This window comes from Kitasatospora humi, assembly GCF_020907985.1.
In the GTDB taxonomy this organism is placed as follows: Bacteria; Actinomycetota; Actinomycetes; order Streptomycetales; family Streptomycetaceae; genus Kitasatospora; species Kitasatospora humi.
In genome coordinates this window covers 25,536-41,810 of the sequence record NZ_JAJJPA010000017.1, presented here as the reverse complement: position 1 = coordinate 41,810, position 16,275 = coordinate 25,536, and the positions used below count along the sequence as shown (strand labels likewise).

The following is a 16,275-nucleotide window of genomic DNA, read 5'->3' as shown; positions in this document are numbered from 1 at the left end:
GCGGGAAAGCCTCACACGGGCGGCCGGGCTGCGGGATTCTGGTGCGCATGACCCAGTCCGCGCGCCCTGCCGGCCGGTTGGCCCTGCCGGCCCTGGTCCTGCTGCTCGTCGTGGCCGTACTGGCCGTGGTGCTGTTCTGGCCGAGCCCCGGGCACCGGGCGGCCGCGCCGCCGCCCCCGTCGCCGAGCGCCCCGCCGTCGCCCTCCCCCAGTCCGAGCCCCACCAAGCAGCTGCCGTACCCGTGGTTCGCGGTCGGCGCCTGCCTGGACCATCCGAAGCTGAGCCCGGTGATCACGGTGGCCGAGCCGCAGCGGTGCGACGGGCCGCACGACGCCGAGTCGATCGGCAATCCGCTGCTGCCCGACGGCCTGCAGAAGGAGAGTCAGATCGCCCTGACGCTGCAGCGGCTCTGCCAGCCCTACGCGGCCGCCGCCGAGGCCAAGCAGGGCGGCGGCACCTGGTTCAGCCTGCCGACCGGGCCCTCGCTGAAGTACTACGGCCAGGGCTACCGGGACACCAGTTGCCTACTGGCCGCCTCCGACCGCGAGGGCGGCAGCAAGTTGACGGCTCCGCTGAAGGGCTAGCGCACCGGGTGGCCGGTGTCGCGCAGCGCGTCCTTGACCGCCCCGATGGTCAGCTCGCCGAAGTGGAAGACCGAGGCGGCCAGCACGGCGTCCGCGCCGGCGTCGATCGCCGGGGCGAAGTCGGCGAGCCTGCCGGCCCCGCCGGAGGCGATCACCGGGACGGTGACCAGCTCGCGGACCGCGCGGATCATCGCCAGGTCGTAGCCGTCCTTGGTGCCGTCGGCGTCCATCGAGTTGAGCAGGATCTCGCCGGCGCCCGACTCGGCGGCCTGCCGGGCCCATTCGACGGCGTCCAGGCCGGTGCCGGTGCGGCCGCCGTGCGTGGTCACCTCGTAGCCGGAGGGCGTCCGGGTGCCGGGCGGGCAGCGGCGGGCGTCCACCGAGAGCACCAGCACCTGTCGGCCGAACCGCTCGGCGATCTCCCGGATCAGCTCCGGGCGGGCGATCGCCGCGGTGTTGACGCCCACCTTGTCGGCACCGGCCCGCAGCAGCTTGTCGACGTCCTCGACGGTGCGCACCCCGCCACCGACGGTGAGCGGGATGAAGACCTGCTCGGCGGTGCGGCGCACCACGTCGTAGGTGGTCTCTCGGTCGCCGGAGGAGGCGGTGATGTCGAGGAAGGTCAGCTCGTCGGCGCCCTCGGCGTCGTACCGCTTGGCCAGCTCGACCGGGTCGCCGGCATCGCGCAGGTTCTGGAAGTTGACGCCCTTGACGACCCGTCCGGCGTCCACGTCCAGGCAGGGGATAACTCGGACCGCGAGGGTCATCTCGTGTTGCCTTCCAGGGAGTTGGCGAGCCCCGCACGGTAGGCGTCGAGCTCGATTTCGACCAGTGTCCGGGGGTCGGACAGGCCGGCCACCACCAGCAGGGTGGCGGCCGGGCGGACCGCGCCGAACAGTTCCCGGTGGGCCCGGCCGACCGGGTCGGCATCCCGGGCATGGGTGATGTACATCCGCGTGCGGACCACGTCGTCCGCGGTCAGACCGTAGGCGGCCAGCGCCGCCAACGCGCTGCCGAAGGCGGCCCGGGCCTGCTCGTACGGGTCGCCCCAGGCGTCGCCGTCGCCGTCCGAGCCGGCCATGCAGCCGGCGACATGGACGTGGTCACCGGCCGCCACCGCGCGCGCCGACCCCAGCTGCTCCTCCACCGAGGAGGACCCGAGCAGCCGACCGCCCACGATCTGACCGTCCGTCACGATGACACAGCCTCCAGGGCCTCGGCGAGGGTGAACTTCTGCTCGTAGAGCGCCTTGCCGATGATCGAGCCCTCGACGCCCTCCGGTACCAGGGTGGCGATGGCCCGCAGGTCGTCCAGTGAGGACACGCCGCCGGAGGCCACCACCGGCCTGTCGGTGGCGGCGCAGACCCGGCGCAGCAGCTCCAGGTTGGGGCCGCTCAGGGTGCCGTCCCGGTTGACGTCGGTGACCACGTAGCGGGCGCAGCCCTCGGAGTCCAGCCGGGCCAGCACCTCGAACAGGTCGGGGCCCTCGGTGGTCCAGCCGCGACCGCGCAGCTGGGTGCCGATCACGTCCAGGCCGACCGCGATCCTGTCGCCGTGCTCGGCGATCACCTTGGCCACCCAGTCGGGTGACTCCAGGGCGGCGGTGCCCAGGTTGACCCGGGTGCAGCCGGTGGCCAGCGCCCGGGCCAGCGACTCGTCGTCGCGGATGCCGCCGGACAGCTCGACCTTGATGTCGAGGGTGCGGGCGATCTGCTCGACCAGGTCGCGGTTGTCGCCGGTGCCGAAGGCGGCGTCCAGGTCGACCAGGTGGAGCCACTCGGCGCCGGCCTGCTGCCAGGCCAGGGCGGCGGCCAGCGGCTCGCCGAAGGAGGTCTCGGTGCCGGAGGCGCCCTTGACCAGGCGGACCGCCTGGCCGTTGCGGACGTCGACGGCAGGGAGCAGTTCGAGGCGGCTCATCAGTCTGATGCTTCCATGCGGTTGGGAGGAGGGAGTTAGAGGGTGCCGACCCAGTTGGTCAGCAAGGCGGCGCCGGCGTCGCCGGACTTCTCGGGGTGGAACTGGGTGGCCCAGAGCGGGCCGTTCTCCACGGCCGCCACGAACGGCTCCCCGTGGGTCGCCCAGGTGACCAGCGGCGCGTTGATCCTGGCGTTGGCGACCTCCAGCTCCCACTTCCGCACCGCGTAGGAGTGCACGAAGTAGAACCGGGCCTGCGGGTCGATCCCGGCGAACAGCCGACTGCCCTGCGGCGCCTCGACGGTGTTCCACCCCATGTGCGGGATCACCGGCGCCCGCAGCGGCTCCACGGTGCCCGGCCACTCGTCGCAGCCGGGCGTCTCCACGCCGTGCTCGACCCCGCGCTCGAAGAGGATCTGCATGCCCACGCAGATGCCGAGCACCGGACGGCCGCCGGCCAGCCGGCGGCCGATGATCCAGTCACCGCGGACCGCCTTCAGCCCGCGCATGCAGGCCTCGAAGGCGCCGACGCCGGGGACCAGGAGCCCGTCGGCGTCCATCGCGGTCTGGAAGTCGGAGGTGACGGTGACGTCCGCGCCGGTGCGCTCCACCGCCCGCTGCGCCGACCGCAGGTTGCCGGAGCCGTAGTCGAGGACGACGACGTTCTTGCCCATCAAGCTGTTCCCGTCTGTTTCCGAAAGCCACGAAGGGCGAGGGCTAGAGGCGCATGAGGCCGGCGGACAGGCACATGACCGCTCCGATGGCGAGCACGGCGATCACGCCCTTGGCCACCTTCTGCTTCCAGAAGGAGTAGACACCGCCGCCCAGGAAGAGGCCGGCGGCGATCAGCATCATGGCGGACTTGCTCACAGTGCACCCTTGGTCGAAGGCAGGATCCCGGCCGCCCGCGGGTCGAACTCGGCGGCGTAGCGCAGCGCCCGGGCGAGCGCCTTGAACTGGGCCTCCACGATGTGGTGCGCGTTGCGCCCGTACGGCACGTGCACGTGCAGGGCGACCTGCGCCTGGGCCGTGAAGGACTCCAGTATGTGCCGGGTCATCGTGACATCGTAGGTGCCGATCATCGGCGCCATGCCCTCGGGCTCGGTGTGCACCAGGTAGGGGCGGCCGGAGAGGTCGACGGTCACCTGGGCCAGCGACTCGTCCAGCGGCACCGTGCAGTTGCCGAACCGGTAGATGCCGACCTTGTCGCCGAGCGCCTGCTTGAAAGCGGCGCCCAGCGCGAGGGCGGTGTCCTCGATGGTGTGGTGGGTGTCGATGTGCAGGTCGCCCTCGGTCTTCACGGTGAGGTCGAAGAGTCCGTGGCGGCCCAGCTGGTCGAGCATGTGGTCGTAGAACCCGACGCCGGTGGAGATGTCGGTCCGGCCGGTGCCGTCGAGGTTGATCTCGACCAGGACCGTGGTCTCCTTGGTGGTGCGCTCGACGCGCCCGATGCGGGGGGTCATACGGGTGACAGCTCCTTGATGACGGTGGCGACGGCGGCCAGGAAGGCCTCGTTCTCCTCGGGGGTGCCCGCGGTCACCCGCAGCCGCCCGGGAACGCCGTTGTTGCGGACCAGCACGCCCTGGTCGAGCAGCGCCTGCCAGACCGCCTGCGGGTCCTGGAAGACGCCGAACTGGATGAAGTTGGCGTCCGAGGCGGTGACTTCCAGGCCGAGCGCGGCCAGCCGGGCCACCACCTCGTCGCGCCCCTCCTTGAGGCGGCGGACGTACCCCAGCAGGGTGTCGGTGTGCTCCAGGCAGGCCAGTGCCGTCGCCTGGGTGACGGCCGACAGGTGGTACGGCAGCCGGACCAGCTGCACGGCGTCCACCACCGCCTGGTCGGCGGCCAGGTAGCCCAGGCGCAGGCCGGCCGCGCCGAAGGCCTTGGACATGGTGCGGGTGACCACCAGCAGCGGGCGGCCCGCGAGCAGCGGCAGCAGCGAGGGCTGGTGGGAGAACTCCACGTAGGCCTCGTCCACCACCACCATGGTCGGCTTGACCGCCTGGGCGGCGTCGTAGAGCCGCAGCACGGTACCGGCGGCCACCGCGGTACCGGTCGGGTTGTTCGGCGAGCAGATGAACAGCACGTCGGGGCGGTGCTCGGCGAGCGCGGCCTCGGCGGCGGCCTCGTCGATGGTGAAGTCCGCCTTGCGCGGGCCGGCGATCCAGCGGGTGCCGGTGCCGCGCGAGATCAGCTCGTGCATCTGGTAGCTCGGCTCGAAGCCGAGCGCGCTGCGGCCCGGTCCGCCGAAGGTCTGCAGCAGCTGCTGGATGATCTCGTTGGAGCCGTTGGCCGCCCACACCTGGCGCACGCCCAGCTCGGTGCCGGCGGTGCGGCCCAGGCCGCTCGTGCGGTTCAGGTAGGCGGCCAGTTCGGTGCGCAGCCGCACCGCGTCCCGGTCCGGGTAGCGGTTCAGGTCGCGGGCCGCCTCGGCGACCCGCTCGGCGATCCGGGCGACCAGCTCGTCGGGCAGCTGGTAGGGGTTCTCGTTGGTGTTCAGCTGGACCGGGACGTCCAGCTGCGGGGCTCCGTACGGGGACTGTCCGCGCAGCTCGTCGCGGACCGGTAGGTCGTCGATCTTCATCAGTTGCCGGGGACCGTCCAGTCGAAGCGGGCTCGGATCGCGTCGCCGTGGCCGGGCAGGTCCTCGGCGGCGGCCAGGTTGACCACGTGCGCGGCGACGTCCGCCAGCGCGTCCTTGCTGTAGTCGACCACGTGGATGCCGCGCAGGAAGGACTGCACCGACAGGCCGGACGAGTGGCAGGCGCAGCCCGCGGTGGGCAGCACGTGGTTGGAACCGGCCGCGTAGTCGCCCAGCGAGACCGGGGCGTAGCGGCCGACGAAGACCGCGCCGGCGTTGCGCACCCGGGTGGCGACCGCGGCGGCGTCCCGGGTCTGGATCTCGAGGTGCTCGGCCGCGTAGGCGTTGGCGACGGCCAGGCCCTGCTCCAGGTCGTCCACCAGCACGGTGGCGGACTGCTTGCCGCTGAGCGCGGTGGTGACCCGCTCGCGGTGCTTGGTCTCGGCGACCTGCTTCTTCAGCTCGACGTCGACCGCGTCGGCCAGTGCCGGCGAGTCGGTGACCAGCACCGATGCCGCCATCGGGTCGTGCTCGGCCTGGCTGATCAGGTCGGCGGCCACCTCGGCGGGCGCGGCGGTGTCGTCGGCGAGCACCAGGATCTCGGTCGGGCCGGCCTCGGCGTCGATCCCGATCCGGCCCTTGAGCAGGCGCTTGGCGGCGGCCACGAAGATGTTGCCGGGGCCGGTCACCATGTTGACCGGGGGGCACTCCTCGGTGCCGTAGGCGAACATCGCCACCGCCTGGGCGCCGCCGACCGCGTACACCTCGGTGACGCCGAGCAGCGCGCAGGCCGCCAGCACCACCGGGTGCACCTTGCCGCCGAACGCCTTCTGCGGCGGAGAGGTGACCGCGATGCCCTGGACGCCGGCCTCCTGCGCGGGGACCACATTCATCACAACGGATGACGGGTAGACGGCCAGTCCGCCCGGCACGTACAGGCCGACCCGGTCCACCGGCACCCACCGCTCGGTGACCGTGCCGCCCGGCACCACCTCGGTGGTGTGGTCGGTGCGGCGCTGCGCGCGGTGCACGATCCGGACCCGGCGGATGGTCTCCTCCAGCGCGGCCCGGACCTTCGGGTCCAGACCGGCCAGCGCCTCGTCCAGCTCGGACCGCGGCACCCGGGTGCTGGACAGCTTGACGCCGTCGAACCGCTCGGTGATCTCGATCAGCGCCGCGACACCGCGATGGCGCACGTCGTCGCAGATCGGGCGCACCTTCTCCAGGGCGTCCTCCACGTCGAACTCGGCACGGGGCAGCAGGTCGCGCGGGTCGGCGGTCGAGCCGCGCAGATCGATTCGAGAGATCACACGGCCAAGTGTAAGGAGTGGCCGGAACTGCTGGCCCGGCATATCAGTCCGTGATACGAACACTGAGACCCCGGTCGTGAACCTGATCACCCTTGCTGGTCACACGGCTGGAGCACACAGGGGGGGTACGCGTGACTGTGGGGGCGGAGCAGCTGGCTCCTCAGGGCTGGACCGGGACGGAGTCACGGCTCTGGGACATGTTCCGGTGCAGCGAAGTGCTCGACCTGTCGAGCGGCGACGTGGCCGCCGACAATCCGGCCGGCGGGGCCGGCTGGGGCCCGGACCGCACGGTGCGGGCCGAGGTGCTGGCCCGGCTGCTGCTGGCCGGGCCCGACCCGCTGCCGGGCCGGGTCCGCGGGCTCAAGCTGATCGGCGCCCGGATCGCCGGGCGGCTCTGGCTGGCCGGCGGGCGCTGGGACAGCTTCGTCGAGCTGCACGACTGCTACTTCGACACCGGCGCGGTGCTCTCCGAGGCGCACGCCGGCACGGTGCGGCTCGACGGCTGCTGGCTGCCCCGGCTGGACGCCTCCCGGCTCGACACCGCGGGCGACCTGGTGCTGGCCCGCTGCACCGTGCCGTACGGCGTGCGGCTGACCGACGCGCAGATCGGCACCGACCTGATCGCCAACTACCTGACGGTGGGCGGCGACCAGTACGGCCGGGGATTCTCCGCCGACGGGCTGACGGTGCACCAGGACTTCGAGGCCGACCGGCTGACCAGCGACGGCGAGGTGAGCCTGCGCACCGCCCGGGTGGGCGGTCGGCTCTCGCTGCGCGGCGCCCAGCTGCACGGGCGGCCCGGCAAGCCCAACTGCCTCAACGCGGCGCGGCTCACCGTGGGCAGCACCTGCTACCTGACCGGCTGGCGGGACCCTAGGAGCAGCCGCGCCTTCGCTCCGCAGACCCGGGAGCCGTCCGGCGGCCCGTTGGCCGGACCGGCCGCCGCCGCGGCGCAGGCGGCCGCCGAGGCGCAGCTCAACAACGTGCCCGACCTGCGCTACCTCCGCGTCCAGCACGACCCCGGGCCGTACCACACCGGCGCCGTCCCGGGCCCGTTCCACGGCGCCGCGGTGCCGCCGCAGCGGCTCGGCCCCTCGGACCCCGACGACGACGCCGCCGACGCGGAGCAGGAGGAGCGCGAACAGAGCATGTACGGCCAGGACTTCGGCGAGGAGTCCGGCGACGGCACCATCCCGTTCCGCGCCTACGGCGGAGTCCGGCTGGACGACGCGCACTTCGAGAGCGCCCTGCTGATCAACAACGCCGAGTTCCTACTGGCCGACAAGCAGGAGCTGTCGCTGCGCCGGATCCAGACCCCCGAACTGCGCTTCACCAGCCCGACCCCGCCGACCGGCACGGTGGCGCTCTCCCGGGCCCGGGTCGGCAACCTGGTGGACACCTGCTCGGCCTGGCCCCGCAACCACAAGGTGCGGCTCACCGGCTTCTCCTACGAGGCGCTGCGCCCGCCGGAGGGCACCACCTACACGGTGGCGCAGCGGATCGACTGGCTGGACGCGGGCCTGGACAAGTTCCGCCCCGAGCCGTACGAGCAACTGGCCGCCGCCCTGCGCCGGGACGGCCTGGACGACGACGCCCGCCACGTGCAGTACGCCAAGCAGCGCCGCCGGGCCCGCACCCTGCCGCTGCCCGGTCGGCTCTGGTACCGCCTCCAGGACATCACCGTCGGCTACGGCTACCGTCCCGGCCGGGCCGCCCTGTGGCTGCTCGCCGCCTGGGTGGTCGGCACCCTGTGGTTCGGCTGGCACCAGCCGGCGCCGATGAAGCTCGACGAACACCCGCACTGGAACCCCGCGTTGTACTCGGCCAGCCTGGTGCTGCCGATCGTCAACTTCGGCCAGGACGGCTGGGCGCCCGCCGGCTTCAGCCAGTGGCTGAGCGCCGCGCTGGTCGTGACCGGCTGGGTGCTGGCCTCCACGGTGGTCACCGGGGCGACCCGGGTCCTGCAGCGGGGATGAGCGGGGAAGCGGGGACAAGCGGGGACAAGCGGGGACGGCCAACGCGTGGACGTCCACAACGAGTTCAGCGGCCGGGCCGTCTTCGTGATGCGGGCCGGCACCCGTCCACCGGTTCCGGCGCGCCCCTCTGCGGGAGCGACTCGCCAGGCGACCGGTAAGGTCTCGCCATGATCGACGACGACCGGATCGGCCCGCCCCACTTCGCTCCCGAGCGCGACATGCTCCGCGCCTTCCTGGACTTCCAGCGCGCCACGCTGGCCATGAAGTGCCAGGGCCTGACGGACGAACAGCTCCGCGAGCGCTCCATGCCCCCGTCCACGCTCACCCTGCTCGGCCTGGTCCGCCACCTGGCCGAGGTCGAACGGGCCTGGTTCCGCCGCGTCTTCGACGACCACGAGGCCCCGCTGGTCTGGTCGGACGAGGTCGACTTCCAGGCCGCCTACGACGCGAGCAACTCGACCCGCGCCGAGGCGTTCGCCGCCTGGGAGGCCGAGGTCGCCCACTCCCGCAAGGTCGAGGCGGCCGTGGAGTCCCTGGACTCGCCCGGCTACCAGCCTCGTTGGGAGGAGGAGGTCTCGCTGCGCATGGTGATGCTGCACGTGCTGCTGGAGTACGGGCGCCACAACGGCCACGCGGACTTCCTGCGCGAGGGCGTTGACGGCGTGGTGGGGGCGTAGCCCGCGCCGACCGCCGTCGCTCAGCGGCTCGGTGGCTGCGCCGCCCACGCCAGCGCGTACCAGGACAGCACCGCCAGCACCGCCGCGCTGGGCAACTCGGTGGCGTAGGCCAGCACTTGGGCGAGCAGATAGGCCGAGCCGCGGTGCGCCGACCACAGGTCGAAGAACGCGTCCACGACGAACAGCACCGCCGTCGCCGAGGCCAGCGGACTGGTGGCCCGGTGGCGGCGGGCGACCAGCGCGGCGAGCAGGAACAGCGCCACCACCTCGATCAGGTCGAACCAGATCCAGGCGTTGGAGAGGTTGCGCTTGCCGAAGTAGCCGCGGACGTTCAGCGCCAGCACCACGATCCACGGCAGCAGCAGGAACCCGCCCGCGCGGAGGGCGCGCGGCAGCCACCGCCTGATGGCGGGTTCTCGGAGTTCCATGGCACCGTGCAGGTCTCGCATGGGTCAAGCCTAGGTGGCGCCGCGACGGCCGTGATCGGCCGGCAAGGCGGTCACCCCACCCCGTCGCTCGCAGCCGCCCCCAGCCGACCCGAGTCGCTCCCGGCCGCGTTCGGTCACCCCGGCCGCACCCGGTCACCCCAGTTGCGCCCGGTCGCGCCCCAGCCGCCCTCAGCCGACGTTGCGCGGCCGGAACTGGATGCTGATGCGCGGCCCCGCGCCGCGGGCGGTCTTGGGCACGGCGTGCTCCCAGGTGCGCTGGCAGCTGCCGCCCATCACCACCAGGTCGCCGTGACCCAGCGGCAGCCGGTGGTGCGCCGTCCCGCCGTCGCACGGGCGCAGCACCAGCGCTCGCGGCTCGCCGACCGAGAGGATCGCCACCATGGTGTCGTGGGTCCGGCCGCGCCCGATCCGGTCACCGTGCCAGGCCACGCTGTCCTGCCCGTCGCGGTAGAAGCAGAGCCCCGCGGTGACGAAGGGCTCGCCGAGTTCCTCGGCGTAGTGGGCGCTCAGTGCGTCGCGGGCGGCGGTGAGCACCGGGTGTGGCAGCGGCTCCCCCTCCCGGTAGTGGGCCAGCAGCCGGGGCACCCGCACCACGTTGTCGTACATCTGGCGCCGCTCGGCCCGCCACGGCACTCGGGCCGCCAGGTGATCGAACAGCGCATCCGACCCGGTGAGCCAGCCCGGCAGCACATCGATCCAGGCGCCGTGCGACAGCTCGGTCCGCCGCACTGCCGCGAGGTCCGTGAGCCGCAGCGGGGCTGCCTCGGCGGAGTCGAACAGGGACGCCTGGAGGTGCACGCTCATGCCTCCAGGCTAACCCAGATATCGAACGTTTGACCGAACAGAACTTCACCCGTGCGACTCAGGCCCGCGACTCCGCCCGACAGGCGGCGATGAACCGCAGCAGGCGCTCGTTGACCAGTTCGGGCTGCTCCAGATTCAGGCCGTGACCGGCCCCTTCGACGATCTCGGCCTGGACGTCGGGGATCAGCGCGGTGATCCGTGCCAGCGCCTGGCGGGGCCGCAGCAGGGCGCTGCGGCGCCCGAGCAGGACCAGGGCGGGCACCCGGACGGAGCCCAACTCCTCGTCGGTGAACGGCCTGGCCGCGGGGCGGCCGGTCGGCCTGTACGTGCGCATGGCGAGCATCAGGGGAGCGATCATCTCGGGCGGTGAGCTGAGCGCGGGGTTGGCCAGCAGCCGTCCCAGCGCGGGCCGGAAGCGGCGCGGGGCGAGCATTCCCAGCAGGCCGCCGACCATGTGGACGTAGAACCGCGCGGGAACTCCCTCGATCCCGCCCGGATCCAGCGGCGCGATCGACGCCAGGCGCTCGGGCGCGTGCACGGCCTGGTTGAGGGCCAGCCAACCGCCGTAGGAGAGGCCGACCAGGTGGATCCGGTCCAGCCCGAGGCCGGCGAACACCTCGCCGAGCCAGGCCGCGTTCTCCTCGGAGCCGGCGGCGACGGCGCGTTGCACGCTGCGGCCGGGGTCGTCCAGCGTGTCGATCGCGTAGACCGGGTGGCACTCGCCCAGGGCGGCGATCTGCCGGTACCAGTTGGACGCGTGCCCGGCGTGCCCGTGCAGCAGCACGACCGGCTCACCGGTCGCGGGCCCGTAGTGGTGGACGTGGACGGTGCCGTAGGCGGTCTCGACGTCGAGTGCGCGGCGGGGGCCCGGCCACAGCTCCATCGCGCGGTCGTACGCGGCGAGGAACTCGGTGCGGGCTTCCTCACTGACGAAGTGCCCGACGCTTGCCCTGGTCATGAACCCTCCCGGTGACACGAAGCAGCAGGACTTGATGGTATGGCTGTACCACCAAGATGGTATGGTTGTACCATAAAAGAGTTCGAAAGGGAGCAGAGAAGGAAGCCGATGCCGAAACTGGTGGATCACGAGGAGCGGCGGGCCCAGATCATCGATGCGCTGCTCCGGGTGGCGGCGGACACCGGGCTGCACGCCGTCACCATGCGGTCCGTGGCCGTCGAGGCGGGCATCTCCGTGCGGCTCGTGCAGTACTACTTCGACACCAAGGAGCAGTTGCTGCTCGCCGCGCTCGACCGCCTGGCGGCGCGCATGGGCGAGCGGGTCCGCGACCGGGTGAGGAGGGCCGGCTCGTCACCCGCTCCGCGCGACATCGTCGAGGCGGTCCTGCTGGAAGCCGTGCCCACCGACGAGGAGAGCCGCACCTTCCACCTCGTCTACACCGAGTACGCCGTGCTCTCCGTCACCGATCCCGCGCTCGGCGGCCGGCCGTTCCTGGCGGCACCCGACGAGATGGAGGAGTTCCTGGTGGCCCAGCTCACCACGGCGCAGCGGGCCGGGGACGCCGACCCCGAACTCGACGCCCGCCAGGAGGCCGTCGTCCTGCTGGCCGTCTCCGCCGGCCTCGGACTGAGCGTGCTCCTCGGTCAGCGCACGGCAGGCGACGCCGCCGCCGTTCTCCACTACCACCTCGGACGGCTCTTCCCCAGCCGGTAGGCTCCCCCGGCCCGGCCCCGGCAAGCAGCCCCCAGGCCGTCCGACACCGAGGCGGAGGTCGGCGCTGCCCCAAGTCGAACACCCGGAGCTGCGCCGCTTCCCGAGCGGGCGTCACCGGCCGCTCCCCGGGCCCAGCTTCGCGATCACCTCCCGCATCTGCTCCTCGTCGGCCTCGTAGACCGTCTCGCCCATCCGCGGATCCCGGGCGTGCAGCGTGTGGATGAGCGGGCCGTGCGGCACGTCCAGTCGGACGAGGGAAGCCGAGGGACCGTGGACGACACGTTCGCTGCCGGGGCGGACGGTCAGGTCGACGCGGCTGGCGACCCCTGGAGTGACCCAGACGGTGGACTGCTCGAAGCGGCCCAGGAGTTGCAGGTGGAAGTGGCCGCAGAGGATGAGCTCGACGTCGGTGCCGCGGATCACGTCGGCCAGCTCCTGGGCGTTGCGCAGGCCGAGTTCCCGCTGCACCTCGACATCCAGGGCGATCGGCGGGTGGTGGAACGCCAGTAGGGTGCCGAGCGGCGCGGGAGCCGACAGAAGGTCGGCAAGCCAGTCGAGTTGAGCACGACTGAGCCAGCCGTAGCCCTTCCCCGGCACCAGCGAGTCCAGTGTGATCAACCGCCGGCCCCCGACCGTGCTCGCCGCGGCCCGCTCCCCCGCGGGTCCCTCGTACACCGTCTCGGGCCGCTCGTGCCCGCTCCCCAGCACCTCGGCGAACGCACCGCGCTCGTCATGGTTGCCCGTCGTGTAGAAGACCGCCGCGCTGCGCTCCCGCGCGAAGTCACCCACGATCTCGCGGATGCGCGTGTAGGCCTCGCGGGAACCGTCGTCGGCGACGTCCCCGGTGATCACGAGCGCGTCGAGGTCACGTAGATGCACCAGCTCGCCGAGCATGCGGCGCAGGGCGGCGGTGCCGTCGGCACCATCCGCGTCCGGGCCGTCGATGCGGCTGATGTGCACATCGGACAGATGCAGGATCCTCATCCCGTCAACCTATCCGCCCACCAACGGAGTTGACCACCCTCGGTGCGGAGGAGCACGGTCGGCGACCTCACCGCCGTCCGCGCCGCGCTGCCCGGCGACCGGGCCGACGTGAGCGCCCCCGGCAACCGGCCGCACCGACGGGGAGCCTCGGGACCGCTGTGCACCGCAGCCCCCGGCAACCGGCCGCACCGACGGGGAGCCTCGTGACCGCTGTGCACCGCAGCGAGAGGCGGACCGGCGCCCCTGCCGATGAGACCGTCGTCGCCGTGTCTCCCCGGGCGGCTACGCTGTGCGCCGTGACAGAACGGCTTCCGATCTTCCCGCTCGACGCGGTGCTCTACCCGGGGCTGGTGTTCCCGCTGCATGTGTTCGAGGAGCGCTACCGGCGACTGGTCGCCGACCTGGTGGCGCTGCCGGAGGGCCGGCCGCAGCGGTTCGGGGTGCTGGCGATCAAGGACGGGCGGGAGGTCGCACCGGTCACCGAGAGCGACAAGCCGGCCGGACCGCTGGACGGCCTGGGCACCTCCAACGGCGACCCCCTGGAGGCCCTGTACCACATCGGCTGCATCGCCGACGTGGCCTCGGTGACACCGCACACGGACGGCCGGTACGAGCTGCTGGTCACCGGCACCACCCGGTTCCGGCTGAGCGCGGTGGACACCAGCGGGCCGTACCTGGTCGGCGAGTGCGAGCCGCTGGAGGAGCAGACCGGCAGCGGCGCCGGGGTGCTGGCCGGCGGGGTGGAGCGGGCGTTCCGGGCGTACCAGAAGCGGCTGGCCGGAGCCCGGCAGGCGAGCCTGGCCGGCGAACAGGAACTGCCGGACGACCCGCAGGTGCTCTCCTACCTGGTGGCCGCCGCCGCGGTGCTCGAGGTGCCGGTCAAGCAGAAGCTGCTGGCCTGCCCGGACACCGCGAGCCGGCTGAGCGCCGAGCTGGAGCTGCTGCGCAGGGAGACCTCGCTGATCAACTGGCTGCCGTCGCTCCCGGCCGTGGAGCTGACCCGGCAGCCGTTCAGTCCCAACTGAGGGGAACCATGGCGAAGAAGAACGGCGCCGGCGGCAAGGGCACCCCGGCCACGGTGGCCCTGGAGAAGGCCGGTGTGGCGTTCACCGTGCACGCCTACCAGCACGACCCGGCCGCGCCGTCCTACGGCACCGAGGCGGCCGAGGCGCTCGGGGTCGCGCCGGAGCGGGTGTTCAAGACCCTGGTGGCCGAGGTGGACGGCACCCTCACGGTCGGCGTGGTCCCGGTCGCCGGTCAGCTGGACCTCAAGGCGCTGGCCGCCGCGGTGGGTGGCAAGCGGGCCGTGATGGCCGATCCGGCGGCGGCCGAGCGCAGCAGTGGCTACGTCCGCGGCGGGATCTCGCCGCTGGGCCAGCGCAAGCCGCTGCGCACCGTGGTGGACGCCGGGGCGCTGGCCCACCCGACCGTCTACGTCTCGGCCGGGCGCCGGGGCCTGGAGGTGGAGCTGGCCCCGGCGGAGCTGCTGCGGCTCACCGACGGCGTCAGCGCGGAGATCAGCCGCAGCAACTAGCCGGGCCCAGTGCCGTCGCCCCCTCAGCGCCCGGACTCGGTGTGCGACGGGGCCTGGTCGCCCTCGGCGGGCGGCTCGGACGGTTGCGGGGCCCACGGGTTCCCCGAGCCGTCGTCGGCCGGCGGCAGCGGGCCGACCCACTGCGGCTCCGGGTGCTCCTCGCGCTTGCCGAAGGTGGCGGTCAGCGCGAGCAGCAGCACCATGGCGGCGATCGGCCAGGCCAGCAGCGCGCCGTGGGCGGGCAGCGTCAGGTTCTCGTAGAAGGTGTGCCCCTCCCCGACCTGCTTGGCGTGCCCGATGATGTTGCTGGTCGGACCGAGCTTCTCGCCCAGCCAGACGGCGATCAGCGAGCCGCCCACCCCGCCGAGCCCGAGTGCCACGGCCATCGCGATGCCGCCGCCGCGCCGCCGGGTGAGCAGGAAGGCGACCAGCGCGGTGACCAGCCCGAAGGCGATGCCGAGCAGCACGAAGGTGCCGACCGCGCCGGCCGACTGCTCACCCTCCGGGTCCACGTAGAGCACCGAGTTGCCCTGCACCACCAGCGGCACCTCGGGCGCCAGCCAGTACCACAGCGCCCCCATCAGCAGCCCCAGCAGCAGGCAGCCGAACCCGATCGGGAGCGCGATCCGCAGCTCGGCCCGGAGGCGGGTCAGGACGGTGCCGGCGCGGGGCTCCGAGGTCAGCTCGTCCGGGGCCGTCGACAGCGGGTCGGGTTCCGCAGGGGTGTTCGGTACGGTCACCCGACCATCGTTTCACGCCGGTCCGGTGCACCGGCCACTCGGGCCCACGGCACCCGGAAAGGCCCGACCGCGCAGCCGCCCGGCGGTCCGGAAAGGCCCGACCGCGCAGCCACCCGCGGGTCCGACCGGGCCCGACCGCGTCGCCACCCCCGCGCGGTCCGGAAAAGCCCGACCGCGTCGCCACCCGCGGGTCGGGAAAGGCGCTACCGCGTCGCCACCCGCCGGTACGCGTACGTCGCCAGGGTGAGGGCCAGCAGCCCGACGCCCGCGCAGACCCCCAGGTCGCCCAGTACGGCGGCCCAGTCCGGGCGGGCCGCGAAGCTGTCGGCGAAGGCGTCGACGCCGTACGTGGACGGCAGCAGATCGCGCAGCGCCCGGATCGGGCCGGGCAGGTGGGAGGCCGGCAGCACCCCGAGCAGCAGCGCCGCGGACATGCCCAGCTGGCCGAGCATGGTGGCGATCTCCTGCTTGGGCGCGAGCAGGCCGAGCGCCGCGCCCAGCCCCGACAGGGCCGCCCCGGCCAGCGGCACCACCGCCAGCAGCACCCACAGGTGGGCCAGCGGCAGCCCGAACAGCACCGCACCGAAGGCGGCCGTGACCAGCGCGCCGGGCAGCGTGAAGGAGGCGTAGGCACCCGCCGCGCCGAGCACCACCGCGGCGGCCGGCACCGGCAGCGTGGCGTAGTGGTCGAGGCCGCCGGTGGCGCGCAGCTTGCCGAAGTACTGGGCGAGCAGGTTGAGCGCCACGAAGGCGACCACCAGCACGGCGGAGCCCGCCACCACGGCGCGGGACGACGCGTTGTCGCCGCTGTCCACCACGCCGCGCATCATCACCAGGATGCCGACGGACTGGAAGGTGGCGACGAACATCAGCGGGATCCGGGCGACCTTGGCACGGGTCAGCTGCGCCCGGTAGACGGCGGCCAGTGCGGGCAGCAGGCGGGCCGCCGGGCCCAGCGGGGCGGCGGTCGGCGCGGCGGCGGGGGCAGCGGTGGCAGGGGTCAGTACGGTCACGTCGCCGGTCCTCGCGAACGAAGGGCTGAGTGGGCGG

20 protein-coding genes are annotated in these 16,275 nt (G+C 73.1%); 6 read left to right on the top strand and 14 right to left on the bottom strand.

The genetic code is table 11. The features are described from left to right. The first annotated feature begins 47 nt into the window (after positions 1-47). Positions 48-584 carry a hypothetical protein gene (locus tag LN042_RS18010; protein ID WP_230052272.1) on the top strand — a complete coding sequence of 179 codons (537 nt, stop codon included), beginning with the start codon at positions 48-50 and terminating at the stop codon, positions 582-584. Here LN042_RS18010 and hisF read toward each other — a convergent pair. Genes hisF through hisD form a run of 8 tightly spaced genes read right to left on the bottom strand, consistent with a single transcriptional unit; the run spans position 581 to position 6,389 of the window. Next, positions 581-1,351, bottom strand: a complete 771-nt coding sequence (hisF, locus tag LN042_RS18005) for an imidazole glycerol phosphate synthase subunit HisF (protein ID WP_230052271.1) — start codon at positions 1,349-1,351, stop codon at positions 581-583. The genes LN042_RS18010 and hisF overlap by 4 nt on opposite strands. Continuing rightward, the gene (locus LN042_RS18000) at positions 1,348-1,779 is read right to left on the bottom strand and encodes a Rid family hydrolase (protein WP_230052270.1); all 432 of its coding nucleotides are present in this window, start codon (positions 1,777-1,779) and stop codon (positions 1,348-1,350) included. The genes hisF and LN042_RS18000 overlap by 4 nt, the downstream gene beginning before the upstream one ends. Further along, positions 1,776-2,501 carry a bifunctional 1-(5-phosphoribosyl)-5-((5-phosphoribosylamino)methylideneamino)imidazole-4-carboxamide isomerase/phosphoribosylanthranilate isomerase PriA gene (priA, locus tag LN042_RS17995; protein WP_230052269.1) on the bottom strand — a complete coding sequence of 242 codons (726 nt, stop codon included), beginning with the start codon at positions 2,499-2,501 and terminating at the stop codon, positions 1,776-1,778. Before priA ends, LN042_RS18000 begins: the two co-directional genes overlap by 4 nt. Positions 2,502-2,536: 35 nt before the next feature. After that, complete coding sequence (gene hisH / locus LN042_RS17990; RefSeq protein ID WP_230052268.1) at positions 2,537-3,172, bottom strand: imidazole glycerol phosphate synthase subunit HisH; 636 nt, start codon at positions 3,170-3,172, stop codon at positions 2,537-2,539. Positions 3,173-3,215: 43 nt separating this feature from the next. Then, on the bottom strand, positions 3,216-3,353 hold the full coding sequence (locus tag LN042_RS17985) for a CG2302 family histidine operon protein (RefSeq protein ID WP_504871028.1): 138 nt from the start codon (positions 3,351-3,353) through the stop codon (positions 3,216-3,218). An 11-nt stretch (positions 3,354-3,364) separates the two neighbouring features. Beyond that, positions 3,365-3,961 (bottom strand): imidazoleglycerol-phosphate dehydratase HisB, encoded by a 597-nt coding sequence (gene hisB, locus LN042_RS17980; protein WP_230052266.1) that lies wholly within the window; start codon positions 3,959-3,961, stop codon positions 3,365-3,367. Beyond that, positions 3,958-5,085 (bottom strand): histidinol-phosphate transaminase, encoded by a 1,128-nt coding sequence (locus LN042_RS17975; RefSeq protein ID WP_230052348.1) that lies wholly within the window; start codon positions 5,083-5,085, stop codon positions 3,958-3,960. The genes hisB and LN042_RS17975 overlap by 4 nt, the downstream gene beginning before the upstream one ends. Beyond that, entirely contained in the window at positions 5,082-6,389 is a 1,308-nt protein-coding gene (hisD, locus tag LN042_RS17970) for a histidinol dehydrogenase (RefSeq protein ID WP_230052265.1), read from the bottom strand. The genes LN042_RS17975 and hisD overlap by 4 nt, the downstream gene beginning before the upstream one ends. A gap of 131 nt (positions 6,390-6,520) precedes the next feature. Between hisD and LN042_RS17965 the strand changes: the two genes are divergently transcribed. Both LN042_RS17965 and LN042_RS17960 read left to right on the top strand, forming a co-directional pair. Continuing rightward, complete coding sequence (locus LN042_RS17965) at positions 6,521-8,365, top strand: oxidoreductase (RefSeq protein ID WP_230052264.1); 1,845 nt, start codon at positions 6,521-6,523, stop codon at positions 8,363-8,365. Positions 8,366-8,532: 167 nt separating this feature from the next. Next, a complete protein-coding gene (locus LN042_RS17960; RefSeq protein ID WP_230052263.1) occupies positions 8,533-9,042 on the top strand; it encodes a DinB family protein in 510 nt (169 codons plus the stop codon). Positions 9,043-9,062: 20 nt separating this feature from the next. On the opposite strand, the gene LN042_RS17955 is transcribed toward LN042_RS17960, so the two are convergent. From LN042_RS17955 to LN042_RS17945, 3 genes are all read right to left on the bottom strand, one after another. Then, positions 9,063-9,491, bottom strand: a complete 429-nt coding sequence (locus LN042_RS17955) for a hypothetical protein (protein WP_230052262.1) — start codon at positions 9,489-9,491, stop codon at positions 9,063-9,065. Positions 9,492-9,659: 168 nt separating this feature from the next. After that, entirely contained in the window at positions 9,660-10,295 is a 636-nt protein-coding gene (locus tag LN042_RS17950) for an alpha-ketoglutarate-dependent dioxygenase AlkB (protein ID WP_230052261.1), read from the bottom strand. Positions 10,296-10,353: 58 nt separating this feature from the next. Next, positions 10,354-11,253, bottom strand: coding sequence for an alpha/beta fold hydrolase (locus tag LN042_RS17945; protein ID WP_230052260.1), 900 nt, complete (start codon positions 11,251-11,253; stop codon positions 10,354-10,356). 108 nt (positions 11,254-11,361) lie between these two features. Between LN042_RS17945 and LN042_RS17940 the strand changes: the two genes are divergently transcribed. Beyond that, complete coding sequence (locus LN042_RS17940) at positions 11,362-11,967, top strand: TetR/AcrR family transcriptional regulator (RefSeq protein WP_230052259.1); 606 nt, start codon at positions 11,362-11,364, stop codon at positions 11,965-11,967. A gap of 111 nt (positions 11,968-12,078) precedes the next feature. Here LN042_RS17940 and LN042_RS17935 read toward each other — a convergent pair whose 3' ends face one another. After that, positions 12,079-12,951, bottom strand: coding sequence for a metallophosphoesterase family protein (locus tag LN042_RS17935; protein ID WP_230052258.1), 873 nt, complete (start codon positions 12,949-12,951; stop codon positions 12,079-12,081). 296 nt (positions 12,952-13,247) lie between these two features. Here LN042_RS17935 and LN042_RS17930 point away from each other — a divergent pair, with 296 nt between their 5' ends. Beyond that, a complete protein-coding gene (locus tag LN042_RS17930; RefSeq protein ID WP_230052257.1) occupies positions 13,248-13,976 on the top strand; it encodes an LON peptidase substrate-binding domain-containing protein in 729 nt (242 codons plus the stop codon). 8 nt (positions 13,977-13,984) lie between these two features. Then, entirely contained in the window at positions 13,985-14,485 is a 501-nt protein-coding gene (gene ybaK, locus LN042_RS17925; RefSeq protein ID WP_230052256.1) for a Cys-tRNA(Pro) deacylase, read from the top strand. A gap of 23 nt (positions 14,486-14,508) precedes the next feature. On the opposite strand, the gene LN042_RS17920 is transcribed toward ybaK, so the two are convergent. Then, entirely contained in the window at positions 14,509-15,225 is a 717-nt protein-coding gene (locus LN042_RS17920) for a hypothetical protein (RefSeq protein WP_230052255.1), read from the bottom strand. A gap of 203 nt (positions 15,226-15,428) precedes the next feature. Further along, entirely contained in the window at positions 15,429-16,238 is an 810-nt protein-coding gene (locus tag LN042_RS17915; RefSeq protein ID WP_372495762.1) for an ABC transporter permease, read from the bottom strand. Between the last annotated feature and the right edge of the window lie 37 nt (positions 16,239-16,275).